The organism is Lentzea indica, from assembly GCF_012184385.1.
Taxonomy (GTDB): Bacteria; Actinomycetota; Actinomycetes; order Mycobacteriales; family Pseudonocardiaceae; genus Lentzea; species Lentzea indica.
The window spans coordinates 24810-51185 of record NZ_VSRL01000043.1 but is presented as its reverse complement, the minus strand read 5'-3'; the positions used below and the strand labels follow the sequence as shown (position 1 = coordinate 51185).

Here is a 26376-nt window from a genome sequence, read left to right as displayed (position 1 = left end):
GGCTCGTCCACCGCGGTGGTGGCCGAGGTCGAGACACGGCGCGTGGGGGCCTTCACCGCGGCGCCGACCAGGAACAGGGTCGGGCGGTACAGCTTGTGCTGCTTCACCACCGACTCCAGCTCGCCGACCGTGGTGTGCACGACCAGCTCGTCGGACTGGCTCACCTTGTACGCGACGACGACCGGAGTCTGCTCGGAGTAGCCGCCCTGGAGCAGCTTCTCGACGAACTGGCCGGTGCGCGCACCCGAGACCGTCGCGGCCATCGTCGTCTGCAGCGCGGCGAACTCGCGAACGAGCTCGCTGCTCTCCGGCGAGATGAGCACGGTCGACGACGCCTCGGTCAGCGTGATCTCGCGGCCGATCTTGGCAGCGGCCGCGGCGACCACCGACACCCCCGGCACGACGTCGACCTCAAGGCCGAGACGCACGCACAGGTCGTGCTGCTCCTGCACACCACCACCGGTCGCGGCGTCGCCTGCGTGCAGGCGCACGACCGTCTGACGCGATGCTGCCGCACGGCGGTACACGTCCGTGATCTCCTCCGCCGTCACGCGAGAGAAGTCGACCAGATCGGCGTCGGAGCGGGCGTGCTCGCGGACGCACTCGGCGTCCACCACGCTGGGAGCCCAGATGACGACGTCGGCTTCCGCGATGCGACGCGCGCCTCGGAGAGTGATGAGGTCGGCGGCACCGGGACCGGCGCCGACGAAGGAGACCCGACCGGTCGTCGTCACGACAGCTCCACAGGGGTTTCGGCGAGAGGCTTAAGCGAAGACCGTACCGTCTGCCGCTCCGGCCACGAACGGGTGGCAGGCCCGCACGAAACGGGCTACGGCTTCCGGGTCACCGGCGGGGTGCGTGTGGAGGTACGACGCGTGCACGCCACCCGCCACGAAACCCTCTGCGACAGGCCGTGAATCGACGCCGCGCCAGTGCCACGCGGGCGGAGTCGAGTGCGGTGTGGACAGCTGGGTCCGGTGGAACTCGTGGCCGGTCACGCGGCTGCCAGGTGGGTGCAGCGGCGAGCTCGTGGACGCGACGGCGTCCCGATAACCCAAGGTCAACTTCGGTGTCATGAACCCGTCCGCGTCGAGCACTCCGCACATCGGGTGGCCGTCGAGCGACCGCGCGAGGTACAGCAACCCGCCGCACTCGGCGTGGACCGGCGCACCCGATCGAGCGAACCTGGCCACCGCCTCGCGCAACTTCGCGTTGGCGGACAGGGCTTCCGCGTGCTGCTCGGGGAATCCGCCTGGCAGCACGAGACCCGAGGTTCCCTCCGGAAGATCTTCGTCGTTGAGCGGATCGACGACGGCCACGGCCGCGCCCGCGGCCTTCAGCACCTCGACGTGCTCGGCATAGCCGAAGGTGAAAGCCGCTCCTCCCGCCACCGCGATCAACGGTTCGTCGTCCACGCGTTCGACCTGGGGCTCCCACGCGGCGACCGCCATCGACGGCACCGATGACGCAAGTCTTCGCACCGCGTCGAGATCGACGTACTTGGCCACCGCGGCGGCGATCGCGTCCACCGCTGCCACCGCCTCCGAGCCGTGCTCCGCCGCCGTCACGAGCCCCAAATGCCGTGAGGGCAAGGAGAACTGCGAGTCGCGCGGCAGCACGCCGAGCACGTCGAGACCGACCTCGTCGCAGGCCGAACGGAGAACCTGCTCGTGCCGTTCCGAACCGACCTGGTTGAGGACCACGCCGCCAAGCCGGATCGTCGGGTCGTAGCCGCGGAACCCGTGCAGGAGCGCGGCGAGTGACCGGCTTTGCCCACGCGCGTCCACGACGAACAGCACAGGCGCGTTGATCAGCTTGGCGACGTGTGCGGTCGAGCCGACGCCCGCGGTGTCGACGCGGCCGTCGAACAGGCCCATCACGCCCTCGACCACCGCGATGTCGGCGTTATTCGAGCCGTGCGCGAACAAGCCGGGGATCCGGTGCTCGCCGACGAGGACCGGGTCGAGGTTGCGGCCCGGTCTGTTCGTCGCCAGCGAGTGGTAGCCGGGGTCGATGTAGTCGGGCCCGACCTTGAACGGCGCGACCCTCGACCCGGCCCGGCGCAACGCGGCCATCAGGCCGGTGGCGACCGTGGTCTTGCCGCTGCCCGAGGCCGGGGCCGCGACGACCAGCCGATTCACCACTCGATCCCCCGCTGGCCCTTCTGGCCCGCGTCCATCGGGTGCTTGACCTTGGTCATCTCCACCACGAGATCCGCGGCGTCGATCAGCTTCTGCGGCGCGTACCTGCCGGTGATCACGACGTGCTGGTGACCGGGGCGATCGGCCAGCGTGCCCACGACCTCGTCGACGTCGATCCAGCCCCAGTGCAGCGGGTACGTGAACTCGTCGAGCACGTAGAAGCCGTGCCGTTCGGTGTTGAGGCGGCGCTGGATCTCGTGCCAGCCCTCGAGCGCGGCACTGGCGTGATCTTCCTCGGTGCCCTGCTTGCGGGACCAGGACCAGCCCTCGCCCATCTTGTGCCACTCGACCGCGCCGCCCTCGCCGGTCTCCTCGTGCAGCCGGCCGAGCGCCTTGAACGCGGACTCCTCGCCCACCTTCCACTTGGCGGACTTCACGAACTGGAACACGCCGATGTCCCAGCCCTGGTTCCAGCCGCGCAACGCCATGCCGAACGCCGACGTCGACTTCCCCTTCATCTCGCCGGTGTGCAGCATCAGCAACGGCCGGTTGCGGCGCTGACGGGTGGTCAGGCCGTCCTTCGGCACCTCGGTGGGTTGTCCTTGAGGCACTGGTTTCTCCTTATGCGGCCCGGACGACGCCGGCGAGGTGGTCGGCGCTGAGCTGGTCGAGACGGACGCAGGCGCCCTGCATCGCCTCGGCGATCTTCTGCGCGAGACCGAGGCGGACGTGGCCCTGTTCGCAGTCCACGACCACGACAGCGATCTGTTCGAGCAGGCCTGCAGCCTTGAGCGCGTCCTTCGTCGGGTCGCCGCCGAGTCCGCTCGACGTCGCCCTTCCGTCGGTCAGCAGGACGACGAGCGGGCGCTTCTGCGGGTCCCTGAGCCGTTCGATCTCCAGGACGCGGTGCGCCTTGAGCAGGCCGTCCGCGAGCGGGGTCCTGCCTCCGGTGCGCATCTTCTTCAGTCGCGTGGCGGCCGCGTCGACGGAAGTGGTCGGCGGCAAGGCGACCTCGGCCTGGTTGCCGCGGAACGTCACCACGCCGACCTTGTCCCGGCGCTGGTAGGCGTCGCGCAGCAGGGAGATCACCGCGCCGCTGACGGCCGACATGCGCTGCCGTGCCGCCATCGAACCCGAGGCGTCGACGACGAACAGGACGAGGTTGGACTCCTTGCCCTCCCTGACCGCCTTGCGCAGGTCGTTTCCGGTCAGAACGAGCCCAGGACCACTGCGGCCGCGTGCTTGCTGGTGCGGCGCCGCGTTGGTGAGCGTGTCGACGAGATGCAGGCCATTTCCGTCCACTTTGGACGAACGGACGACCCTGCCGGTGCGGGCACGGGCCCTGGAACGCTTGCCTGGCGCGCCTTCTCCGACTCCAGGGACCTCCAGCAGCCGTGCCTTGAACGCGGGCGCCGGTTCCGGAGCCGGACGGTCGTTGGGCGCGTTTCCGTTGCCAGCCGGGCCTTCCTGCGGTTCGGGCAGCTCACCGCCGCCGGGGCCGTCGTCGTCAGGACCCTGGTCTTCTTCCGCGTGCTCGGCCGCCTGGCGCATGGCGTCCTCGAGCTGCTGCTCCTCGATGCCGGGCTCGTCGAACGGGTCGCGGCGGCGCCGGTGCGGCAGCGCGAGCCTCACCGCGACCTCGACGTCCGTCTCCTCGACGCTCTCAGCTCCTCGCCACGCCGCATGGGCGGTGGCGGCACGGGCGACGACGAGGTCGGCCCGCATGCCGTCGACCTCGAAGGCCGCGCAGACGGCGGCGATCCTGCGGAGCTCACTGTCCGAAAGGGACACTCGGGGCAGCTTCCGCCTGGCGTCGGTGATCTGCTCCTTCAGCTTGGCGTCCTCGTCCGCCCACGTGGCAGCGAACGTGACGGGGTCGGCCTCGTAGGCGAGCCGGCGCCTGATCACCTCGGTGCGGATGCCGACGTCCCGCGCCGCCTTCACCGCCACGGTCAGGCCGAACCGGTCGAGCAGCTGCGGCCGCAGCTCGCCCTCCTCGGGGTTCATGGTGCCGACCAGCAGGAACTGCGACGGGTGGGAGATCGACACGCCTTCACGTTCAACGTGCGCCCGTCCCATCGCGGCGGCGTCGAGCAACAGGTCGACCAGGTGGTCGTGCAGCAGGTTGACCTCGTCGACGTAGAGCACGCCCCGGTGGGCCGCGGCCAGCAGCCCCGGCTGGAACGCCCTGACACCCTCGGTCAGCGCCTTCTCCAGATCGAGCGACCCGACCAGCCGGTCCTCGGTGGCGCCGACAGGCAGCTCGACGAGCCTGGCCGGCCTCTGCTCACTGCCGTCGTGCGGCGCGTCCGGACAGCCGGTGCTGCCGGGCAGACACCCGAAGCGGCAGTTCTGGGAGACCTGGAGCTCCGGCAACAGCGCGGCCAGGGCACGCACGATCGTCGACTTCGCGGTCCCCTTCTCCCCGCGGACGAGAACGCCGCCGATGCCGGGATGAACGGCGTTCAGCAGCAGGGCGAGCCGGAGGTCGTCATGTCCGACGACAGCCGAAAAGGGGAACATGCTCAGCGAAGTCCTTCCTCGGGTGTCCACGCCCGTGGTCGGTGATCAAGAGAGGGGCGAGTTCCTGACTCCCGGTTCTCTCACTACCGGTCACAGTCGCGGGACGGCGCCGGATTCACACCGGCTTCCTCGCACTCCCCTCACAGCCCCGGCATCGTCGCATTTCGCACCCGTGGGTCCAACAGCCAGGTGAGCGATGTCGCGTCGGAGGTGGGGTGAACCGTCCTGATCGGGCACCCTCGACGAGGTGATCACCGGCCCTTAGGGTGGGCCGGTGCCGTGGGACGACGTCGAACTCGGCGAGTGGGAGCGACTCTCGCCGGACCAGCTGGGGATGCGGCCGGACCTGGTGAGGGGCCTGCCGTCGCGTGACGCGGCGGCGCGGGCGTTGAAGTACGCCAGGGCGGCGGGCTCGGTGCCGTACGACGAGGTCGGGTTCCGCTCGCTCGCGGCGACCCCGTTCGTGGGGTACGGGCCGCTGCAGACGTTCGCCCAGGCGCGGCTCGACGCCGAAAAGGAGCGGCGCAGACGCTCACCGGCCGACGTGGACCTGCTGCTGACGCAGACGAGGAAGCTGCGGCACCGGCCGTTGACCGTCCCGGACGGGCGGATGCGGTACACGATCCAGGACGACCTGCTGAACCTGACCGTGGTGCCGGAGCAGGACGAGCCGGACGACGGACTCGTGTGGTCCTACCCGCTGGGCGCGCCGCCGAAGGCCTTCCTCGACATGGCTGAGGACAGCGACGCGCGGCAGCTGTTCTCCCAGTACGCGCGGGTGGAGCTGCCGGGGTCGTACTGGCTGCCGCTGCCCGTGCTGATCGAGGCCGGCCGGTTCCGGCGCATGCAGGAGATCACCGCCGACCTGGTGGGGACGACGGCTCCTGGCAACTACTACTGCTTCATCTCGCATCGCTGGCTCACGCCCATCGCGCCCGACCCGGAGAACGCCCAGGCACGGCTCATCGCGTGGCAGCTGGTCGCGGCGCTGTGCGAGGCGGTGTACGTGGCGCACGAACGCGGCCTGCACACGCCGCGCAAGATCAGCAGGATCTCGCCGGTGCCGGTGGGGGCGCACGGCTCAGACCTCGCCGAGGCGCTCATCGTCAACGTGCTGCGGCCCGCGCTGGACGCCGCCGATCTCGACGCGGCGCACGCCGAGATCTCGTCGCTGCAGCAGGAGACCGCCGATCGCGGCGTGCCAGCGAGCCACGCCGACACCGATCTGAGCCGGTTGCGCACGCTGGTCGCCGAGCATCCCCGATTGCGATCCCTGCTCGGCCGCGTCCACCTCTGGTACGACTACAGCTGCATGCCGCAGCCGCCGCGCACCCCGGCGGAACAGGCGGAGTTCGAGGAGGGGCTGACCCACCTGGCCGCCCACCAGCTCGTCGGGCGCACGGCGATCCTGCTCGACGACGCCGACGACTACCTCACCCGCGCCTGGTGCACGCTCGAAGCGCTGACCGCGGACTCCGTGCAGAACTTCGACGTGCTGGTCGGCGCCGATCGCTCGACGGTGATCGCCGGGCGCACCGAGCACCACCTGACCACGCTGCTCCAGGACCGGCCGCACGTCGTCTGGCGCGGTCTGCTGGACACCGAGTTCTTCGGTGTCCAGACACCCGGCGACTGCCTGCGCCGGCTCGAGCTCGCCGCGACGGACCCCGCCGACCTGCCGACGGTCTACGGCGCGCTGTGCAGGCTGGGCATGCCGACCAAGATCCACATCGACGACAGCGAGATCCTCACGGGCACCTTCCCGTTGCCGCTGGTCGACGGCGGCCGTGCCGTCGTACTGCCCTCCTCCAGCGGTCGACCCGCGGACACCCCGCCGGTGGCGAGCACCGCCTCGCTGGACTGGACCGCGGTGACGCGGCTCGACGAACGACGCGAGCACCGCGTCCCCGGTTCCCACCTGGAGCTGAAGCGAGGCTGGCCCGGCCGCAAGAACCGTTGCCACGTCGCGGTGATCGGTGCCTGTGAGGGCGAAGCCGCCCTGACTCGCGGACTGGGTGCTGACCCGGCAGGCCGAGCTGGAGGACGTCGTGGGCGCGCCGGTCGGGTCACTCACCTGGCTCGCCAGCGACATCGCACCGGTCGGGCACTTCGCCGACGGCACTCTGCGCACCGCGCCGATCGACACCGCGCTGTGGGTGCTGGTCGCGGTCGGCACGCGGTTCAGTCAGTGCGCCACCACGTCCGCGATCGTCAACATGATCAACGGCGCCGAGCTGCCGTACGTCACCATCGCCGTCGACGAGCCGGAGAACAACGTCAGGAGCCGGACGCCTGGACGCGGCGACCCGGAGCTCGTCCGCCGTGGCAGCGCGAGAACGACGCAATGGCCGGGAGGCCTGTTCCGCGCCCAGCTGTTCGACGAGCTCGGCGGAAGGGGCCACGGGTGACCGACCTCTGGGACCGGCTGTTCGCCGCCTACCACTCCGGCGACGAGCGGACGTTCATCGACCTGTGCCGGACGCGGGCCGCGACCGCGGTGCGCGAGTTCTCGGGGTGGGCGGTCGTCCCCGTCGAGATCCGCCACGATCCACAGGCTGTCGACGCCTACGCCCGCGTCCTGCTGGGCGCGGCCCAGGTGCTGGAGGCGCTCGGTCACCCTGAGCCGATGAACCGGCTCAACCCGCAGGGCGCGGCGAACCCGATCAACGCCTGGAACTACGCCTACCGGCGAGCTCAACAGCTCAACGAAGCCGGTGAGCACGCGGCGAGCACCGCGGAGCTGCGGTCACTGCTGGCTGACCTGGACGGCGCGACGGGGCCGGGGGTGGACGAGATCCTGGCCAAGATCTCCGGTCTGCTCGGCGCCAACGCGCAGCGCCTCGGCCGGCTCGACGAGGCGCTCGGCCACACCCTCGACGCGCTGCGCCGCTGCCGGGAGCTCGGCGACCTCGAAGGCGTCTGGATCTACACCGAGAACGCCGAGACCCTGTCCGTCGCCACTGAGATCGCCGGCAACACCCGGTCGGGCCGTGACCTGGCGCACACGCGCGACCGGCTCGCGTTCGCCCAGGACCTCAGCGACAGCAGGCTTTACCAGGCGAGCAACGAGGTTCTGCACGAGCTGCTCGCCACGGTGGACGGCACGGAGGGCGCGCGCTACCTCGGCAAGATCCACGGGTTGCTCGGGCTCAACCACTTCCAGCTGGGAGACTTGAACGCGGCGCAGTGGTGCACGGAACAGGCGCTGGCCCGGTGCCAGGAGCGGCAGGACTACGCGGGCGAACGGATCTACGCCGCGAACCTCGCCGAGATCCGGCGTTCACGCCAGCGAGCCGAGTAGCTCCGCCCAGGCCTCCCCGACCTCGTCCGCCGTCCACTCCAGCGCAGGCTCGGCGACCGTGACCTCGGTCTTGGAGAGCTGACCGTCCCGCCAGAACGAGCCGAGGAACTTGCCGCTCACCTCGGTCAGCCTGGCCGGGTCGCCCGGAAGGTGCAGCGAGAACTGGTGGGTGTGCGGCTCCGGCAGTCCCATCGCGGCCGCCACGACCTTGGCGTGCTCGACGTAGGCGCCCAACCGGGGCAGCACGGTGTCCAAGCCGTGCAGAGCCGACAACGCCGCGGGCCACTGCTGGAACAGCATGCCGCCGTACCGGTGCCGCCAGACCCGTGCCTGGTCGACGAAGTCCTGGGTGCCGGCGAGCGCCGCGCCGGAGATGCCCTCCAGCGACTTGTAGAACGACACGTAGATCGAGTCGAAGAGCCCCGCGATCTCCTCCAGAGGCTTGCCCAGGCCGAAAGTGCTCTCCCACAGGCGTGCGCCGTCGAGGTGCACGACCGCGTCCCGTTCACGTGCCAGATCCACGATCGAGGTCAGCTCGTCCCAGGTCGGCAGGATGAAGCCGGCCTCGCGGTCCGGCACCTCCAGCAGCAGCGTCCCGAACGGTTCCGGGCAGGACGCGACCTCCGAGTTGCGAACCTTGATCGGGCGGAGACCGGACAGCACGGTCAGCGCGTCGTCCTCGTGATGCAAAGGGTGCGCCTGCGGGTGCATCGCCACGATCGGGTTGTGCGTGCGGTCGGCCCAGCACCTCAGTGCGATCTGCTGCGCCATGGTCCCGGTCGGCACGAAGAGCGCCGCCTCGGTGCCGAGCAGCTGCGCCACCCGCGTCTCCAGCGCGCCCACCGGGCCGCCGTCGCCGTAGCGGTCGGGGTCGACGTCCGGCATGGGGCCGAGCATCTCCAGCAGCGACTTCTTCCGGACGCCCGAGAGCTGACGGTTCATCACCCGGGCATCAAACCTCAGCCGCGAGCGTGTCCGCGAGCGAGATAACACCTTCCCGGACGTCGGCCGCGGTCATGCCCTGGTCGAGCAGGAACGCGATGTGCTCGCCCCTCAGCACAGCCAGGACGGTGTGCGCCTTGAAGGTCGAGCCGACCAGCCTGGCCAGCCGGTCGACAGTGATCTGGAAGTTGCCCTCGCAGCTGCGGACAGAAGTTCTCTCGATGGCTATGACCAGCGGCAACGACGCCAGCACGTGGTCGAACAGCGTGCCGGCGAACTCACCGGCGGTGCGGCACTCCAACGACGCCACCTGGATCCACGACGCGGCCGTCTCGTCGACGACGGCCTGGATCAGGCCCGCCTTGTCGCCGAACCGCCGGAACACGGTGCCCTTTCCGACACCTGCCGCGGCCGCGACGTCGTCGATCGAGACGGCCTCGATGCCCCGCTCGCGGATCAGCTCGGTGGCGGCGGCCAGGATCGCGGCTCGGTTGCGGGCGGCGTCGGCGCGTTCCACGTGGCTCTCCCTTGACATAAGCGGACCATCGGTCCGTACAGTAGCAGCCGGACTGACGGTCCGCTTACTGGGAGGCAATGATGAAGGCAGTGCGGTTCCACGAGTTCGGCGAGCCCGAGGTGCTCAGGGTCGAGGAGGTGCCGGACCCGGCCGGCGACACGCTCGTCGACGTCACCGCGATCGGCCTCAACTACGGCGAGACGGTCATCCGACGGGGCAAGGGACGTGAGCTGTTCCCGTGGTATCCGGGTCCGGAGCTACCCGCGATCCTCGGCTCGGAAGTCGTCGGCACCACGAGAGACGGCCGCCGGGTCATGGGCGTGCCACGCGACGGCGCGTACGCCACCAAGGCCGTCCTCGAGAACCCGATCGACGTGCCCGACGGTGCGAGCGACCACGAGGCGCTCGCCCTTCTCCTGCAAGGCACCACCGCGGTCGCCGCGGCCAAGGCCGCCCGCATCCAGCCGGGTGACCGGGTGCTGGTCGAGGCGGCGTCCGGCGGCGTCGGCACCCTGCTAGTGCAGCTAGCGGAACGAGTGGGCGCGACCGTGCTCGCGGCGTCCAGCAAGGGCGGCATCGGCTACGACTGGGACGATCTGGAACCGGTGGACGTCGTGTTCGAGTCCATCGGCGGCGTGGTCGGGAAACGGGCGTTCGAGCTGCTCAAGGACGGCGTGGGCCGCATGGTCGTGTTCGGGTACGCCAGCGGCGAGCCGCTGGACGTTACGGCGAGCGACATCTTCCGCAAGGGCGTCGCGGTCATGGGTCTCCCCCGCAACACCACGCCGGAGGAAGTGCTCGGTCTGAACCTCGAGCCGGTGCTCGGTGAGGTCTACCGGCTCGACGAGATCGCCGAGGCGCACAAAGCACTCGAAGCCCGCACCACGAAGGGCAAGCTCATCGCGCGACCGTGACCGATCGGGGCGCGCGGAACGACAGCAGCTGAAGCCACTCGGGCTCCCCGCCCACCAGCCGCAGCGTGGGCTCGTGCTCGGCAACGGTGCGCAGCACCACCGCGGCCTCCAGCCGGGCCAGCCCGGCGCCTAGGCAGAAATGGCGGCCATAACCGAAGGCCAGATGCCGAGGGTCGCTTTCCTTGCCGCTCAACAACAACACGAGCTCAGCACCAGCAGGAACCCGAACGCCGGACAGAACGACCTCACGAGCAGTCAGCCGCCGCCACGTCACGACCGGGGTGGCAACGCGCAGCACGTCCTCCACGAACGACTCAGCCACGCCGGGCTCGACCAGACGCGCCCACAACGCGCGGTCCTGCAACGCGCGACGCAACGCCGTGGACAACAACTGAGTCGTCGTCTCCTGGCCGGCGATCAGCAGGAAGTAGCAGAGACCGGCGGAGTCCTCAGCGGACACACCGGCGTCCATCAAGGCGCAGAACAGCTCGCCGTCCCGCGCGTGATAGCGCTTGATCAGCCACTGGTGGAAGTCGCCGACGTCGTCGACCAGCTCCAGCTGGCGTTCGCGGGAGATGTTGCCCCAGAAGAACTCCAGCGATCCCGAGCTCCACCGCTTCAGCGTCGGGATGTCGACGTTCTGCAGGCCGAGCAGTTCCATCAGCACGATCGCCGGCAGGTCCCACGCCAGGTCGCGCAGGAGATCTGAGCCACCAAGCCGTTCCAAAACGAGTGAACGGATGCGAGGCTCCGCGGCGGCGACACGGGCGGGCGTGAAGAACGACGCGACGAGGCGCCGCAGACCGGCGTGCGACGCAGACCCGTTGTTCGCCAAGGTCGGCGGCAACGAGAAGCGGGCCCTGACCAGGGCGCGCAACGCGGCGGGAGCGACCGGGGTGACCGCGGTCAGGGCGTTGTCAGGCAAGAAGGTGACCGGATCTGCCAGCACGGCGCGCACGTCGTCGTAGTCCGACACCACCCAGCGGCCGTCGCAGAACTGCACCGGCGAGGTGAGTTCGGCACGCGTGAAGGTGAACAGGTCCACGAGCGGCACGCTAGTCGGCGGATGGGAGACTCTGGCGGTGACCGTGAGCACAACTGAGGCGATTTCCACTGGTGGTGAGTCGACGTTCGACTGGATCGACGTCCGCTCCCAAGCGCGCGCCAAGGCGGGTCTGACCCGGCGCGTGAGGCCGCGCACCGCGGACTCGACGGATCTCGACCTCGCCAGCAACGACTACCTCGGGCTCGCCAAGGACAAGCGCGTCGCGGGTGCCGCGGCCGCCGCCACGCTGAAGTGGGGCGCAGGCTCCACGGGGTCGCGCCTGGTCACGGGTTCGACGGAGCTGCACGCCGAGCTGGAGTTCGAGCTCGCGAACTTCTGCGGTTCGCAGTCGGCACTGGTGTTCAGCAGCGGTTACGCGGCGAACCTCGGCGCGCTCACGGCGCTCACCGGTCCTGGCACGGCGATCGTGGCCGACCAGCACATCCACGCGAGCCTGATCGACGGCACCCGCCTGTCCAAGGCGGACGTCGTCGTCACGGACCACTGTGACGTCGGCAAGGTCCGGCACGCGCTGGAGACCCGCGGCAAGCGGCGCGCGATCGTCGTCACGGACTCGGTCTTCAGCGTCGACGGCGACATCGCACCGCTCAACGAACTGCACGAGGCCTGCCGCGCGACCGGTGCCGCGCTGGTCGTCGACGACGCGCACGGCCTCGGTGTCGTCGGACCCGGCGGCCGCGGAGCCGTGGCCGAGGCGGGGATCATCAAGGCACCGGACGTGATCACCACGCTGACGCTGAGCAAGTCGCTAGGCGCGCAGGGCGGCGCGGTGCTCGGCCCCAGCCGGGTGATCAAGCACCTGATCGACACCGCCCGCACGTTCATCTTCGACACCGGTCTCGCGCCGAGCAGCGCGGCGGCGGCCCTCGCGGCGATCAAGATCCTGCGCGAGGAGCCGGACCGCCCCGAGCGCGCGCTGACCGTCGCCCACGACCTGAGCAACCGCTTGAAGGAAGCCGGATTCCAGGCCAGCACGCCGACGGCCGCCGTGGTCAGCGTGCGTGCACCCAGTCCGGAACAGGCGTTCCAGTGGGCGGAGAACTGTCGCACGAACGGCGTGATCGTCGGCTGCTTCCGGCCGCCGTCGGTACCGGACCAGATCAGCAGGCTGCGGCTCACCGCGCGCGCCGACCTGTCCGAGGCCGACATCGAGCGCGCGGTGCGCGTGATCAGGGAGTGCGCCGCATCCGCAGGTGTGGAATCCCGTCGTCGATGAACTCCGCACCCTCCGGCACGAAGCCGAACGACGCGTAGAAATCCACGACGTACGTCTGTGCGTCCAACACGCACGGCGCGCTGCCGACGTCCACCAAGGCCGCCTGTACGAGGCGGCGGCTGAAGCCACGGCCACGAGCCATGCGCGCGGTGACGACGCGTCCGATGCGGAACGTGCCGTCGAGCTCCTCGAGGAGCCGCAGGTACGCGAGCGGGTCGTGCGATCCGTCAGCTTCCAGCCAGAAGTGCCGCGTTCCCTGTTCGAGATCGCGGCCGTCCAGGTCGGAGTACACGGAGTTCTGCTCGACGACGAAGACGTCCTGGCGCAGCCGCAGAATCGCGTAGAGCTGGGCCGGACACAGGTCGAGTCCCCACTGCCTGCGCAGGGTGGCGGGATACGGTGTGGTTCGCACCGGCCCTTGGATATCAGAAGCCCAGCGTCGACCGGTAGTGAGCCAGCCGGGTGTAGACACCAGGTTCATCGGCCCGCGCGCACCCGCGTCCGAACGACACGACGCCCGCGAGCCTGCCCCGCACGACCAGCGGCCCGCCCGAATCGCCGGTGCACGCGTCGCGGCCACCGCGCCCGGCGCACAGCATCGCGCCCGGCCGGAAGTCCGGTTCCTTCGCACGGCACTCGTCGTCGGACAGGATCGGCACCGTCACCTTGCGCAGCGTCATGGCGGGCGGGAAGTTCTCGGCGGTGCGGCCCCACCCGAGCACGACACCGTCGTCGCCGACCTCGCCGAGCGCGATCGTCCGATACGGCAGCGAACCGGCCAGCGTCAGGACCGCCACGTCGTCGCCCATGGTGACCTCGCGGTACTCGGGATGCCGCCACACGCTCGCCACCGCCGACTCGATGCCGTCGCCCTTGACCCGCAGGTCCGTGCGGCCGGCGACCACGCGCAACTGCTCGGCAGGGCGCTGGTTCTTGCCCAGCACGCCCTTCAGCGTCGCGCAGTGCGCGGCCGTCATGACCTTGTCCGGAGCGACGAGCGCGCCACCGCAGATCAGCTGGCCGTCCGTGGTGGTGATCGCCACAACCCACGGCGTGTCCGACACCCGCGCGGGTGTCCCCCCAACGATCGCATCGGCCGTCGACGTACCGCTGACCAGCGCGATCACCGCCACGAGCACGGCAAGCCGCTTACCTCTCACGGACCACTCCTCGTTGCGCCAGGTGGACGATTGGTCACCAACGGTAGCGATGACGCTAGGACGGCGTCAAAACCGGAGATTCTCGTGTTAGTGTCCCGTTAGACCGGAGATTTTGCGGTCAGTGGCACAGATCACGGGGGTATGTACGGTGTTGTTCGACTTCGGCCAGGTTCCAGCCTTTCTCATCGCGTGCGCGGTCGTCATCGTGACCCCCGGTGTTGACGCGTTCTTGTTGTTGCGCACGTCGTTGCGCTCCGGCACCCGTGCCGGACTGCTGGCGCTGACGGGCATCCACTCCGCCGCGGCGGTCCAGGTGGCGCTGGTGATCTCGGGCCTCGGTGTGGTGCTTGCGCAGTACCCGATGGTGCTCACGGCACTGCGCTGGATCGGCGCCGCCTACCTGCTCTACCTCGCGGTTTCCATCACGCGCGGCCTCATCAGGCGCACCGGCGGCGAGCCGGAGGAGGTCATGAGCGACCGGCCGTTCCGCCAGGGCTTCCTGACCAACATCACGAACCCGAAGATGATCCTGTTCTCGCTCGCGTTCCTGCCACAGTTCATCGGATCGGGTGAACCGGCACCGCAACTCGCGATGCTGGCCGTGCTGTTCCTCGGACTCGCCGCCGTGTGGGAGCTGATGATCGTGCTGGCGGCTTCCCGCGTGGCCGGGCGGCTGCGCCGGCCTGGTGTGACGACCGCGCTCGACGCTGTCTGCGCGGCCGTCTTCCTCACCATGTCAGTCGGGCTCGTGGTGTGAGCCTCACGCGAGGTGGAGGTACCACCTCTGCAACTGCGGGTCCTTGCCGAAGGGATCCTTCTCGAACAACTGCACGCTGGGGGAGCCGGGCGTGAGGTAAGTGCCCTTGCCCACGTTGCGGATCAGGTGACCGCCGAACAGGTCCGGCCCTTCAAGCCGCCACTGCTGCGACGGGTCGGCCGTGGCGCAGTCCCCGAGCAGATCGGCGTCGAGCCTCGACCCCGGCTTGGGGCGCAGGCAGACGTCCGCCGCCCGCAACTGGAACGCACCGCCGCCGAGCTCGACCCGCTGGAACACCGAACCGGGACATGCGCCCATGCCTGCGCCACTGACACAGGTGTCGGTCAGGTCGACGCTCCACCACCTCGAGTTCTCCAGCGTCACCAGAGCACCGGTGGTGTCCGGCAGCGGCGGCACGCCGCCGATCTCGGTCACCACCCACCGCTGGTGGTCACTGTCCTGCGGCTCGTTCGGGATGATCTTGAGGTCGAGCATGTCGTAGAGCGACGTGTCGGCGTACGCGGGCCACGAGACGGCCAGCTTCAGCTTCGTCGCTCCTGACGCGTCCTGCGCCAGTTCCCAGCGCTGGTACTTGTCGGTCTCGTCGCAACTGTCGGTGATCAGGGAGTGCTCCCCGTCGACGCACCACCGGTCAGCGATGTTGCGCAGGAAGAACTGCCCGTTCGGCAGGCCGACCTTCTCCCACCGCTGGTTCGCGGCGCCGGTGCAGTCGGCCATCTCGACCTGGAAGTAGTCGTTCTTGCCGGCCGTCATGCACTGGCCGCGTGCCACGTTCTTCAGCTCGATGATCGTGTTCCCTGCGGGCTCCGCGCTCGCGGGAACGGTGGTCATTGCCCCCAGGGTGACCGCGGCCGCGATGGCGGCGGCGACACCCAATGATCTTCCAGTCATGCCTCTGCACGCTACGGATCTACGATCGGCTTCGTGGCGGATCGACTGCAGTTGCTGCGAGACGCGCTGGCCGCTCACCCCGGCGAGCCGGTGCCGTTCGACGCGCTGGTCGCCGAGGTGTGGCCTGGCGAGCCGCCGATGCATCCGCGCGGAGCGTTGCGCACGCTGGTCAGCAGGCTGCGCGCCACCGAGCAGGTGATCACCGAACCGACCGGGTACCGGCTCGTGCCACGACCGCCGGCGCCGTGCCAGCTGCCGTCCGATCTGCCGGATTTCGTTGGCAGAAAAGAAGAAATCGCCAGACTTGAGCTGATCGACGCGCCGGTGCGGGCGATCACGGGACTCCCCGGCGTGGGCAAGACCGTGCTCGCGATCAGGGAGGCTCACCGGCTGCGGCACCAGTTCCCGGACGGGCAGCTGTACGTCAACCTGCGCGGCTACTCCACCGGGCCGTCGATGACGGTCGAGCAGACGCTGGCGCGGTTCGTGAAGGCGCTCGGCGGCGGACCGAACGACGACTACCGGGAACTGCTGCGCCACCGGCGGGTGCTCGTCGTGCTCGACAACGCGACGGCCGAGGTGATCGCGCCGCTGCTGCCCGCCACGCCCGGCTGTGCCGCGTTGATCACGAGCCGCCACGACCTGCCGCAGTTCGCGCAGGTGAGGCTGGGCGTGCTGGCAGAGCAGGAGGCACACGAGCTGCTCAAGGGCATGCGCGTCGACGGGGACACGAGCGAGCTGATCAGGCTGTGCGGGCGGCTGCCGCTGGCGTTGCGGATCGCCGGCGCGAACCTCGCCGGGCGCCATCTGCCCGACTACGTCGAGGAGCTGCGGGAACACCGGCTCGAAGCGTTGGAGATCGAGGACGACGACACGGCCGTGCAGGCGACGTTCGACCTCTCGTACCGGAAGCTGTCCCAGCGGGCGCGGCGGACGTTCGACTTCCTGGGCGCCGTGCCCGGCCCGGACATCCCGCAGGACTTGGCCGGAGACGCGATCGACGAGCTGGTCGCGGCCAACCTGGTGCAGCAGAACAACGACCGCTATCAGTTGCACGACCTCCTACGCCTGTATGCCCACGCACGGGCGACCGACGAGGACAGGCGTGAGGTCTTCGAGTGGTACCTCAGGCGCGCGGACGGCGCCGAGGCCGAGCTGAAGGTCGGGTTCACCCGCCTGCTGCCGGCGGCGCCGGACAGCGTCCCGTTCACCGACCGCGGAGAAGCGATGGCGTGGTTCGAGGCGGAACGGCTCAACCTCGTCGCGCTCGCCGAGGAACACCCCGACGCCGCCCTGGTCACGGCCATGCGGCCGTACCTGCTGCTCACCGGCCAGTACGCCGACCTGCGCACGATCGCGCGTGCCGCGTTGGACAGCGGTGAGACCGGGCAGCGGGCGGCGGCCATGCGGGTGTGCCTCGCCTACCTCGACTGGCGCTTCGGGGAGCACCGGACGGCGATCGAGCAAAGCCACCAGGCGATCGCCGAGTACCGCGCCGCAGGCTCGCAGGCCCAGCAAGCCACCGCGCTGAACATCCTCGCCGGGATCTACCACGACATCGGCGAGCTCGGCCTCGCCCGCGACCACCTCGCCTCGGCGATCGCGATCTACGGGCCGAACGACATGCGGTCGCAGCTCATCGGCGGCCTCGGCAACCTCGGGCTGGTGGAGCTGGAGCTCGGCCGGCTGTCGTCAGCGGAGGACGCCCTGCGCCGGTCCGTGCGGCTGGCCGCGGAGATCGACGACTGGCAGCACCTCGCGAACGGCCTCAACAACCTCGGCGTGGTGCTGGCGGCACAGCGCCGGCACGAGGACGCGGAGGAGGCGTTCCGCGGCGCATTGGAGCTGTCGAACAAGCACGGACTGCGGCCGATCGAGATGTCCGCGCGGGTCGAGTACGCGGAGCTGCTCATCGCGGCCGGCAGGCGAGAGGAGGCACGGGAACACGCGGAACGCGCGCTCGAACTGGCAGGAGACGACGACCTGTTCATCGAGGTCGACGCCTGCCTCGTGCTCGCGGAAGTGAACCGCTCGGTCGCCGAGTACGACGAGGTGCTGCGACGCGCTGCCGACGCCGAGTTCCGCATCATCGAGGTACGTGCACTCGCGGGCAAAGCCGCGCTGGTACAGGACGAAGCGTTGTACGACAAGGCGATCGAACGCGCGGAAAGCGCGGGCCTTCGCTACCGGGCCGACCTGATCAAAGAACTCAGGTCAGGTACGTCATGACGCGCGTGTAGACGCCAGGCGTGTTGGGCCGCGCACACCCGATGCCCCACGACACGATCCCGGCGAGCCTGCCGTCGACCACGAACGGGCCACCGGAGTCGTCGACGCACGAGTCGACGCCGCCCTCCGGATATCCCGCGCAGAACATGGCCTGCGCATCGAAACGCGCATAGGCCGCAGCGCACTGCTCATCCGCCATGATCGGGATGGATGCCTTGTGCAGCAACGGACTCTTGTTCGTGTCGTTCTCCGCCTGCCGCCCCCAGCCGTACACGACACCGACGTTGCCACCCGCGTACACACCGGCGGTGGCGGCGACCGGCAACGGCGCGTACGGCATGGGCTCGGCGAGCGTGAGCAACGCGATGTCCTTGCCGCGTGATGGAGTCGAGTACCCCTCCACGACCTGGTACTTCGCGACGACCGACGTGGAACCGCCGTCGGTGCGCAGGTCGAGCCGCCCACCGACGACGCTGATCGAGCCGGGCGCACGGCCGTAGACGCAGTGCGCCGCGGTGGCCACCAGCTTGGAGCCGACGAGCGCGCCACCGCAGAACTGGTAGCCCGACGACAGCGTCAGAGCGACCATCCACGGTGCCTCGTCGGGGTTGTCCACCACCACACCGCCAACGATTCTGGGCTCGGCGTGAGCCGGGGTCACCGTGATCACGATCAGAGCCAGGAGCGCTGCCAGCAGACGCATGAACCCACTGAAGCCAGGGGTCTACGGGTCGACAACTCCAGTCGGCAAAGCATCCACGACCGGGTGAAGGTCCTTCGCGTACCGGGCGATCCGGACGTACACGCCTGGCTTGCCCTTGCGCGCGCAGCCCTCGCCCCACGACGTGACGCCGACGAGCTTGCCCTCCACGACGATCGGGCCGCCGGAGTCGCCCTGGCAGGTGTCGATCTTGCCGCCCTCGTAGCCCGCGCAGAACATGTCCGTCTTCACGAACTGCGGATACGTCTCGGCGCAGAAGTCGTCGGGCAGCACCGGCAGGGTGGCCTGCATGAGGTAGCGCGACGTCTTGCCGTTCTCACTCGTGCGTCCCCAGCCGAGCGCACGCAGCTGCGTGCCGGGTTGATAAAGCGCCCGATCGGTCAGTTCGGCGAAGGGCAGCGGCGTGTACGGCAGCGCCTTCTTCAGGGTCAGGACCGCCACGTCCTCGCCCTCGTCGGCGGCGACGTACTGCTTGTGGATCCAGATGTCCGCCGGCGTCACCGACACCCCGGCCTCGCGGTCCTGCTTGTCCTCGCGACCGGCGACGACCCGCAGCTCACTTGGCGAGCGGCTGAGCGCGCAGTGCGCCGCGGTGAGCACCTTCGTCGGCGCGACGATGGTGCCACCGCAGAACTGAGCTCCGCGGGCGTCGGTGAGGTGGACTGCCCACGGGTTGGCCTCGATGGAGGCCCGCTCGCCGCCGACGACCTGCACGTCGGCGGCGGCCACAGTCGTACAAGGCAGGCAGCACGTCACGATCGCCACCGCCGACACCAGGAGTCGCCTCATGACTCCAGATGGTAGCTACTCCGCTGCTCCATTCGGAGCAACCTTGCTCCAGACCTTGCCCGCGGCACCCATGACGGCCTCGCCGATGTCGTTGATCGTCTTGATCAACGGGTCGGCGGAGGTGCTCATGGACTCCTTGTAGGAACGGGCGGCGGACTTCACGTCGTCCGTGAGGTTGTTCGCCGGACGGTCGTCCTCGCGGCGGGCGTACGTGCCGGTCAGGATCTCGCGGTACTCCTCGCTCGCCGACCAGCGCTGCAGCTCGGCTGCCCGCACCACGACCAGCGGGTGCGAGCGCTCCTCGGTGTGCAGGAGCTTGAGGATGCTGTCGCGGATGTCCTCGACCTCCTCGTACTCCTTCGCCTGGGCGAGGAACTCGGCGATGTCGACCTGGCCGCCGAGGTCGCCCGCGAGCGCGACGTGCGCCCGCAACGCGGCCTGCGGGTCCTGGCAGCCAGCAGGCCGGCCCGGTCGCAGGACAACTCGGTCTTGCGCTGCCACTCGCGCAACGCCGCGATGACCGCGCGCATGGCCAGCGCACCGGCCGGCACCCACGCGAACGACTGCTGGATGCCGATGAGGCGCCGCAGCAGCGTGTTGTAGAGCGCGTGGCCCGACATCACGTGGCCCATCTCGTGGCCGATGACGAACCGGAGGCTCTCGTTGTCCAGCAGGTCCACCAGGCCGGTGGTCAGCACGATGAACGGCGTGTCGATGCCGCTCGTCCACGCCGCCTCGACCGGGTGCCGCTGCACGTAGAGCTCGGGCACCGTGTCGAGGTCGAACGTCGCGGCGACCTCGTTGCGGATGCGGTCGAGCTGCGGGTACTGCTTCGGGCCGACTCGCACGGAGGAAGCCACCTGCAGCAGGCGCTCACCCCGTTCGGAGAAGGCCGCCGCGACCGCCTTGAGGATCGGTGCCACGGCGGGCACCGCCCTCAGCACCGCAAGGGCGCCTCGGTCGGCAGGATGCTCATAGGCGCGCGGGCTGATGCCCATGAAACGCACCCTCGATGACTGCTCAATATCCCCCGTCACACCCCCAGGTTAGACACGATCCGGACAAGCCTGCACGGAATCGGCGCCGGATGGTTGCAAACTGGCGCGGTGAGCGACGAAGACACCACCGTTCTGCCGTTGCGCGGCGGGGCCTCAGCGACCCTGGTCCGCCGCCGTGCCGCAGCCAACGACCGCGGCGCGATCCTCTACGTGCACGGCTTCGCGGATTACTTCTTCCAGGAGCACGTTGCCGATCACTACACCGCCCAGGGCTACGACTTCTACGCAGTCGACCTGCGCGGATACGGCCGATCGTTGCGCGACGGCGAGCTGCCGAACTACACGACCGACATGGCCGTGTACTTCGAGGAGATCGACGCGGCGATCGCCAAGATTCGCGAAGAGCATTCGCGTGTGGTGCTCATGGGTCACTCGACCGGTGGGCTCACCACGTCGCTGTGGGCGCACGAACGGCGCGCCGGCGAGTTGATCGACGCGCTGGTGCTGAACAGCCCGTGGCTGGACGTCGTCGAGCCGCCGTTCGTGCGCCAGGTGGTGAAGCTGATCGGGCGGATCGCGCCGAAGGTGAAGGTCCGCGCGAACCTCGGTGAGGCGTACGGGGCGGCGATCCACAGCTCGCGCAACGGCGAGTGGGACTTCGACCTGAAGTGGAAGCCGCTCGCGGGCTTTCCCGTGCTGGCCGGGTGGATCCGGGCGATCCTCGTGGCGCAGGAGAAGGTCCACAATGGTCTCGACGTGCGCGTGCCGGTGCTGGTCATGCACTCCGACAGGAGCATGCTGAACGCCCGCGAGTGGAGCGAGGACGTTTCCAAGGCGGACGCGGTGCTGGACGTCGAGGGAATGAGGAAGTGGGGTCCGAAGATCGGACCTTCCGTCAAGGTCGTGGAGATCAAGGCAGGAATGCACGATCTGTTCCTGTCGCCTGAGCCAGTGCGTGCGGCGGCTCTCGCAGAGGTGGACGAGTTCCTGAAAACAGCTTGACCTCGACAGAGGTCGAGGTTCGAGACTGGTCGTCATGAACATCGACTTCAACGCCTGGTACGCGCTCGAAAGCGCGATGCAGGACGAGAAAAACCGTCGCGTGAGCCGGGCGACGTTGAAGCGTGTCGCCCGGTTCGCACGCCCGCAGCGGCGTGCTGTGTACGCGCTGCTCGCGACCAGTGCAGTCGCGGCGGTGCTCGGGGTGGCCAGCCCGGTGCTGGCAGGACGCGTCGTCGACACCATCATCGGCGGCCGTGACTTCGGGCTGGTCGTGTGGCTCGCGATCGCGATCGCCGGTGTGGCGGTGCTGGAAGCCGGTTTCTCGCTGGCAGAGCGGTGGCAGTCGTCGCGGGTCGGCGAGGACCTCATCCTGCGGCTGCGGCAGGCCGTCTTCGACCACGTGCAACGGATGCCGATCGCGTTCTTCACCCGAACTCGCACCGGCGCGCTGGTGTCGCGGCTGAACAACGACGTGATCGCGGCGCAGCGGGCGTTCTCCGAGACGATCTCCGGTGTCGTCACGAACGTGATCGCGCTGATCCTGACCCTGGCCGTGATGCTGACGCTGTCGTGGCAGGTCACGGTGCTGGCGATGGTGCTGCTGCCGATCTTCCTGATCCCGGCGCGGCGCATGGGCAAGCGCCTCGCGTCGATGCATCGCGAGGCGGCGAACCTCGACTCGGCGATGACGACCCAGATGACCGAGCGGTTCTCGGCGCCGGGCGCGACGTTGATCAAGCTGTTCGGCCGGCCTTCCCTGGAAAGCGCCGAGTTCGGGACACGGGCGCGGCGGGTGCGCGACATCGGCGTGCGGACCGCGGTGGCGCAGTGGCTGTTCCTCGTGGCGTTGACCCTGGTGTCCTCGCTGGCGTTGGCGCTGGTCTACGGGTTGGGCGGGTACTTCGCGTTCGCCGGGAAGATGGCGCCGGGCACGATCGTGACGCTGGCGCTGCTGCTGACCAGGCTGTACGCGCCGTTGACGGCGTTGGCCGGGGCACGGGTGGACGTGATGACCGCGCTGGTGTCGTTCGAGCGGGTCTTCGAGGTGCTGGACCTGCCGCCGTTGATCAAGGAGAAGGCCTCACCCGTCTCCGTGCCGGACGGGCCGGTCTCCGTCGAGTTCTCGGACGTGAAGTTCGCCTACCCGTCGGCGGACAAGGTGTCGCTGGCCTCGCTGGAGGAAGTCGCGTCGCTCGACACCCGTGGCGGAGATGAGATCCTCGGCGGGATCTCGTTCGTCGCCGAGCCGGGTTCGCTGATCGCGCTGGTCGGCGCGTCGGGCGCGGGCAAGTCAACGATCGCGTCGCTGGTGCCACGTCTGTACGACGTGGATTCCGGGTCGGTGCGTTTGTCCGATGTGGACGTTCGCGACCTGTCGTTCGACTCGATCCGCGAGACCGTGGGCATGGTGACGCAGGACGGGCACCTGTTCCACGAGTCGATCGGCGCGAACCTCCGCCTGGCGGCTCCCGCGGCCACGGACGAGGAACTGTGGGACGCGTTGACGCGGGCCAGGCTGGCGGATCTGGTGTCGTCGCTGCCGGATCAGCTCGACACCGTGGTGGGCGAGCGCGGCTACCGATTGTCCGGCGGTGAACGACAGCGTCTGACCATCGCACGGTTGCTGCTGGCCAAGCCGCGCGTGGTGATCCTCGACGAGGCGACCGCGCACCTGGACTCGCGGTCGGAGGCGGCGGTGCAGGAGGCGTTGGTCGAGGCCCTCGCGGGCCGGACGTCGCTGGTGATCGCGCACCGGCTGTCGACGATCAGGGCTGCGGACCAGATCCTGGTCGTCGACAAGGGGCAGATCGTCGAACGTGGTACGCATGAGGCGTTGCTGGCGCTGGAAGGCCACTACGCCAAGTTGTACCGCACGCAGTTCAGCGAAGAGCCGATCGGAGCGCCGTGAGCATTCCCTCGCCTGACAACCTCTACCCGCTGCCGGACATCGCGCGCACGGTGCTGCTCAAGCCGTTGGTGAAGAACCCGCAGATCGAGATCGGCGAGTACACCTACTACGACGACCCGCATCACGCTGAAGAGTTCGAGCAGCGCAACGTGCTCTACAACTTCGGCGCGGAGAAGCTGGTCATCGGCCGGTACTGCGCACTGGCGGAGGGCGTCAGGTTCATCATGTCCGGCGGCAACCACCGCACCGACGGCGTGTCGACGTTCCCGTTCACGATCTTCGGCGGGCTGTGGGGCGAGAAGACGCTCGACATCGCTCTCGGTGCGCCTTCTCGCGGGGACACGGTGGTGGGCAACGACGTCTGGATCGGGTACCAAGCGTTGATCATGCCCGGGGTGCACATCGGCAACGGCGCGATCATCGCCTCCGGTTCGGTGGTCGTGTCGGACGTGCCGGCGTACGGCGTGGTCGGCGGAAACCCCGCCAAGGTGCTGAAGAAGCGGTACAGCGACCCGGAAATCGAGCTGCTGGAACGGATCGCGTGGTGGGACTGGCCGGTGGAGAAGGTCACCGAGCACGTCCGCCTGATCATGGCTGGGACGCCTGCGGAGCTGGCCGAGGTGGCGTGAAGGATCATCACTCGACCAGACGCACGGTCGCGCTCTCTCCGTGGTGGACGGATCCGGACAGGAGGCGATCGCTGCCGACATCCAGTTGCGCGCCGTCGACCTCGACCCGTGTTCCATCGTTCCTGCCCTGCCTGATCTCGCAGTCCAGGAACACCGCGCCGGTCGAGGAGACGACCACGACCGGCTCCGGGCCGCCGACGAACCGGCACCGCTCGTAGCGGCCGCCGGCGGCACGCAGGACCACACCGCGCTTGCCTGCTTTGATCTCGCAGTCGCGGAACGTCGGACTCGCGCTGTCGGCGATCTCGACCGTGGCGCCGTCGTTGGTGATGATCTCGCAGCGCTCGATCAGCGCGGTGCCGCCCGCCGTCCTCACGATCAACCCCGGGATGAAGTTCCCGCGGATCCTGATGCCGCGCAACGTTGCCGCCGCGCTCACCACAACCGGGCGGCTGACGGCCAGCTGCACCGTGCCAGGGCCTTCCGCGGCGCGCACCTCCACCGCCCGCCGGATGCGCAGGCCGTCAATGCGGCGGTAGTTGCCGGGGGCGATCTCGATGACGTCCCCGGCGATCGCCTTCTCAACCGCCTGTTTCAACTCCGCGACGTTGCCCACACGCACCAGACGGCCAGGATTCTGGGCCGTGGCATGGATTCCATCCAGGATCCCGTTGCCGGTCGAGTCGCACTCGGTGGTCGTCACCCGCGCCTTCTCATGAAGGTCGAAGCCCTTGCCCCGGTTGTCCTTGGCCAGGCAGCGGGTGAGCCACACCGTGCCCAGAACGACCTGGAAGCCCGCGGACCCGCCACCGACGGCCTGGCATTGTTCGAAGGTGGCCTCGCCGCTGAACACCAGCACGCCTTCACTCCCGGCACCGGTGATCACGCAGGAGGTGAAGCTACCGGTGCCTCCGTGCATGTCGATACCCAGATCGATGGAGTCGGCGATGGTGAGTCCGCTGGCCACGACGGTGCCGTTGTACAACTGCAGACCGTTCTGCGCCCGTTTCACCGTCACATCCGTGATCACGACACGGCCGCGGGCGATGTCGATCGCCGTGTAGGTGGCCCCATCGAAAACGCAGTCACGGAGATCGACGACGCACTCCTCGTGCATCACCTTCACACCGGCCTCAGTCACGGAGCAGCCGACCATGGTCAGCGCGCCGCTCACTATCACAACTGTGCGCACATGGCATTCCCGCAGGGTGACGGAGCTGCCGTTACCGGCGGAGACGCCGTCTCCGGAGAACTCGCATCGCTCGAACACCGCCGCGACATCGTTGGCGACCCATGTCGAGCCGGAGAGGGAGATGCCGCGCACGGTCACGTCAGCGCACAGGCTCAACACCTCGTCATAGTCGTACGTCAGCCGGACGCTGCCCGGTTTTCCGGCCGCGCGGAGCTCCACCGGCTTGTCCAGCACGAGTCCTTCTTCGTACTCGCCTGCCTCGATCTCGATGACGTCCCCGGCGTCCGCGTCGTCGATGGCCGCACCGATGGTGCGGTATCCGTCGCGGCCGACTCTGCGCACCGCCGTTCCCGTGCGTGACAGGGCGGCCGGTTGGACCGGGCGCTGGCCGACGTCGTCCGGCTGGCCGTTGCCGAACGAGCTGCACTCGGTGAGTGTCACCTCGCTGAGCAACGAGAAGCCCTGGCCGGCGTTGTTGTGCGCCACGCACCGCACGAACTCGGCGGCTCCGTCCACCACCAGGAAACCGGCGTGGTCCGCGTCGATCGCCTCGCAGTCCTCGAACCGGGCGCGGCCACCCGTCATCCAGACAGCCGGCCCGTGCGTCCCGGTGAACCGGCACGCCGTGAACCGGCCCTCGCCACCACTGACGAGCACACCTTCCGAGCCGATGCCCGCGATCCTGATCCTGTTGGCGTGCAGCACTCCATCGTCGTCCACCTCCAGCGCGGGCCCACCACCGTCGTGGAACGTCGCGTCCGTGATCACGATCCGCCCGCCGTCACTCGCCCGGACCGATGCGACCGGACCGCCCTCGAAGTCGTTGCTGTGCAACGAGAGCACGGTCCCTCGGTCGACGGCGACAGCCGCGTGCCCACCCTGACGCACGAACCGGCTGTCCACGACACGTGGTTCGGCGCCGGCGGTCGCGATCACCGATTCCAGCGCGGTGTCGGCGAACTCGCACCTCCGGTACTCACCTGCCGCGGACTCGATCCTCAACCCGTGCAGAGCCGGACCGATCCGGCAGGACGACACCTCCGGCCGTGCCCCTGAGCGGACCCGGATCCCGGTGTGGCCGGGAGCACGGACCTCGCAGTCCAGGATTCGCGGCGCCACCGGTCCAGAGACCTCGACTGCCGCAGCACCCCAGGCACAGCCGACGACGGTCAGGTCGCGCACGGTCGCGTCAGCCAGGAGCATCAACGTGTTCCCGGTGCCTGAGGAGAGCGTGACCGTGCCGCGCTCGTTCTTCGGCCGCAGCTCGACCGGCACGTCCACGACGACTTCTCCGTCGTACTCGCCTGGCGCGAGCTCGATCACGTCACCTGGCCGAGCCGACCGCAGCGCCGCCGCCACGTCGGCGAACCCACCCTCGCCGACCAGCAGCACATCAGGCTGTCTTTGCACGGAACGAGAAGCTACATGGCCCCCTCCTCCGTCGAGTTCGGAGCCGCG

At 69.3% G+C, this 26376-nt stretch carries 23 protein-coding genes and 1 riboswitch; of the genes, 8 read left to right on the top strand and 15 right to left on the bottom strand.

Annotated elements, in window-relative coordinates:
• The 4 genes from FXN61_RS14935 to FXN61_RS52100 all read right to left on the bottom strand — a co-directional run.
• On the bottom strand, nt 1–734 hold a 734-nt coding region (locus tag FXN61_RS14935; protein ID WP_312877743.1), incomplete at its 3' end, for a cobalt-precorrin-4/precorrin-4 C(11)-methyltransferase.
• Nucleotides 735–764: 30 nt separating this feature from the next.
• Nucleotides 765–2141, bottom strand: coding sequence for a cobyrinic acid a,c-diamide synthase CobB (locus FXN61_RS14930; RefSeq protein ID WP_167974285.1), 1377 nt, complete (start codon nt 2139–2141; stop codon nt 765–767).
• Nucleotides 2138–2752, bottom strand: coding sequence for a cob(I)yrinic acid a,c-diamide adenosyltransferase (gene cobO, locus FXN61_RS14925; RefSeq protein ID WP_167974283.1), 615 nt, complete (start codon nt 2750–2752; stop codon nt 2138–2140). Before cobO ends, FXN61_RS14930 begins: the two co-directional genes overlap by 4 nt.
• Nucleotides 2753–2762: 10 nt before the next feature.
• Complete coding sequence (locus tag FXN61_RS52100) at nt 2763–4664, bottom strand: putative cobaltochelatase (RefSeq protein ID WP_167974281.1); 1902 nt, start codon at nt 4662–4664, stop codon at nt 2763–2765.
• Nucleotides 4665–4702: 38 nt separating this feature from the next.
• Nucleotides 4703–4830: riboswitch (cobalamin riboswitch) on the bottom strand.
• A 108-nt stretch (nt 4831–4938) separates the two neighbouring features.
• Between FXN61_RS52100 and FXN61_RS14915 the strand changes: the two genes are divergently transcribed.
• Entirely contained in the window at nt 4939–7965 is a 3027-nt protein-coding gene (locus FXN61_RS14915; RefSeq protein ID WP_167974279.1) for a hypothetical protein, read from the top strand.
• Here the strand turns inward: FXN61_RS14915 and FXN61_RS14910 are convergent.
• Together FXN61_RS14910 and FXN61_RS14905 are read right to left on the bottom strand one after the other, a co-directional pair.
• Complete coding sequence (locus tag FXN61_RS14910; RefSeq protein WP_167974277.1) at nt 7945–8907, bottom strand: threonine aldolase family protein; 963 nt, start codon at nt 8905–8907, stop codon at nt 7945–7947. The genes FXN61_RS14915 and FXN61_RS14910 overlap by 21 nt on opposite strands.
• Nucleotides 8908–8917: 10 nt before the next feature.
• Entirely contained in the window at nt 8918–9424 is a 507-nt protein-coding gene (locus FXN61_RS14905; protein WP_312877742.1) for a helix-turn-helix domain-containing protein, read from the bottom strand.
• A 77-nt stretch (nt 9425–9501) separates the two neighbouring features.
• On the opposite strand from FXN61_RS14905, the gene FXN61_RS14900 reads away from it, so the two are divergent.
• Entirely contained in the window at nt 9502–10338 is an 837-nt protein-coding gene (locus FXN61_RS14900) for a quinone oxidoreductase family protein (RefSeq protein WP_167974273.1), read from the top strand.
• Here FXN61_RS14900 and FXN61_RS14895 read toward each other — a convergent pair.
• A complete protein-coding gene (locus tag FXN61_RS14895) occupies nt 10322–11383 on the bottom strand; it encodes a cytochrome P450 family protein (RefSeq protein WP_223165437.1) in 1062 nt (353 codons plus the stop codon). The genes FXN61_RS14900 and FXN61_RS14895 overlap by 17 nt on opposite strands.
• Nucleotides 11384–11426: 43 nt before the next feature.
• Here FXN61_RS14895 and FXN61_RS14890 point away from each other — a divergent pair, with 43 nt between their 5' ends.
• On the top strand, nt 11427–12620 hold the full coding sequence (locus FXN61_RS14890; RefSeq protein ID WP_312877741.1) for an 8-amino-7-oxononanoate synthase: 1194 nt from the start codon (nt 11427–11429) through the stop codon (nt 12618–12620).
• Here the strand turns inward: FXN61_RS14890 and FXN61_RS14885 are convergent.
• Together FXN61_RS14885 and FXN61_RS14880 are read right to left on the bottom strand one after the other, a co-directional pair.
• Nucleotides 12574–13032: a GNAT family N-acetyltransferase gene (locus FXN61_RS14885; RefSeq protein ID WP_312877740.1), complete on the bottom strand. Its 459-nt coding sequence runs from the start codon at nt 13030–13032 to the stop codon at nt 12574–12576. The two genes, FXN61_RS14890 and FXN61_RS14885, sit on opposite strands and share 47 nt — an antisense overlap.
• 13 nt (nt 13033–13045) lie before the next feature.
• Entirely contained in the window at nt 13046–13780 is a 735-nt protein-coding gene (locus tag FXN61_RS14880) for a serine protease (RefSeq protein WP_167974269.1), read from the bottom strand.
• A gap of 121 nt (nt 13781–13901) precedes the next feature.
• On the opposite strand from FXN61_RS14880, the gene FXN61_RS14875 reads away from it, so the two are divergent.
• A complete protein-coding gene (locus FXN61_RS14875; RefSeq protein ID WP_312877739.1) occupies nt 13902–14537 on the top strand; it encodes a LysE family translocator in 636 nt (211 codons plus the stop codon).
• Between the two features lie 3 nt (nt 14538–14540).
• Here FXN61_RS14875 and FXN61_RS14870 read toward each other — a convergent pair whose 3' ends face one another.
• Nucleotides 14541–15449, bottom strand: coding sequence for a ricin-type beta-trefoil lectin domain protein (locus tag FXN61_RS14870; protein ID WP_167974267.1), 909 nt, complete (start codon nt 15447–15449; stop codon nt 14541–14543).
• A gap of 33 nt (nt 15450–15482) precedes the next feature.
• On the opposite strand from FXN61_RS14870, the gene FXN61_RS55320 reads away from it, so the two are divergent.
• Entirely contained in the window at nt 15483–17678 is a 2196-nt protein-coding gene (locus tag FXN61_RS55320; RefSeq protein ID WP_167974265.1) for a tetratricopeptide repeat protein, read from the top strand.
• Here the strand turns inward: FXN61_RS55320 and FXN61_RS14860 are convergent.
• From FXN61_RS14860 to FXN61_RS14850, 4 genes are read right to left on the bottom strand one after another with little or no spacing between them, the layout of a single operon-like run.
• Entirely contained in the window at nt 17659–18381 is a 723-nt protein-coding gene (locus tag FXN61_RS14860; RefSeq protein ID WP_246291527.1) for a S1 family serine peptidase, read from the bottom strand. The two genes, FXN61_RS55320 and FXN61_RS14860, sit on opposite strands and share 20 nt — an antisense overlap.
• Before the next feature lie 21 nt (nt 18382–18402).
• Nucleotides 18403–19188 carry a S1 family peptidase gene (locus tag FXN61_RS14855; protein ID WP_167974263.1) on the bottom strand — a complete coding sequence of 262 codons (786 nt, stop codon included), beginning with the start codon at nt 19186–19188 and terminating at the stop codon, nt 18403–18405.
• Between the two features lie 15 nt (nt 19189–19203).
• Nucleotides 19204–19467: a hypothetical protein gene (locus FXN61_RS56320; RefSeq protein ID WP_376770649.1), complete on the bottom strand. Its 264-nt coding sequence runs from the start codon at nt 19465–19467 to the stop codon at nt 19204–19206.
• Nucleotides 19407–20186: a M48 family metallopeptidase gene (locus tag FXN61_RS14850; protein ID WP_376770648.1), complete on the bottom strand. Its 780-nt coding sequence runs from the start codon at nt 20184–20186 to the stop codon at nt 19407–19409. The genes FXN61_RS56320 and FXN61_RS14850 overlap by 61 nt, the downstream gene beginning before the upstream one ends.
• A 108-nt stretch (nt 20187–20294) precedes the next feature.
• Here FXN61_RS14850 and FXN61_RS14845 point away from each other — a divergent pair, with 108 nt between their 5' ends.
• Genes FXN61_RS14845 through FXN61_RS50110 form a run of 3 tightly spaced genes read left to right on the top strand, consistent with a single transcriptional unit; the run spans nt 20295 to nt 23726 of the window.
• The gene (locus FXN61_RS14845; protein WP_312877738.1) at nt 20295–21188 is read left to right on the top strand and encodes an alpha/beta hydrolase; all 894 of its coding nucleotides are present in this window, start codon (nt 20295–20297) and stop codon (nt 21186–21188) included.
• A gap of 34 nt (nt 21189–21222) precedes the next feature.
• The gene (locus FXN61_RS14840; RefSeq protein ID WP_167974261.1) at nt 21223–23097 is read left to right on the top strand and encodes an ABC transporter ATP-binding protein; all 1875 of its coding nucleotides are present in this window, start codon (nt 21223–21225) and stop codon (nt 23095–23097) included.
• The gene (locus tag FXN61_RS50110; RefSeq protein ID WP_167974259.1) at nt 23094–23726 is read left to right on the top strand and encodes a CatB-related O-acetyltransferase; all 633 of its coding nucleotides are present in this window, start codon (nt 23094–23096) and stop codon (nt 23724–23726) included. The genes FXN61_RS14840 and FXN61_RS50110 overlap by 4 nt, the downstream gene beginning before the upstream one ends.
• Before the next feature lie 7 nt (nt 23727–23733).
• Here FXN61_RS50110 and FXN61_RS14830 read toward each other — a convergent pair whose 3' ends face one another.
• The gene (locus FXN61_RS14830) at nt 23734–26328 is read right to left on the bottom strand and encodes a right-handed parallel beta-helix repeat-containing protein (protein ID WP_167974257.1); all 2595 of its coding nucleotides are present in this window, start codon (nt 26326–26328) and stop codon (nt 23734–23736) included.
• Nucleotides 26329–26376: the final 48 nt, after the last annotated feature.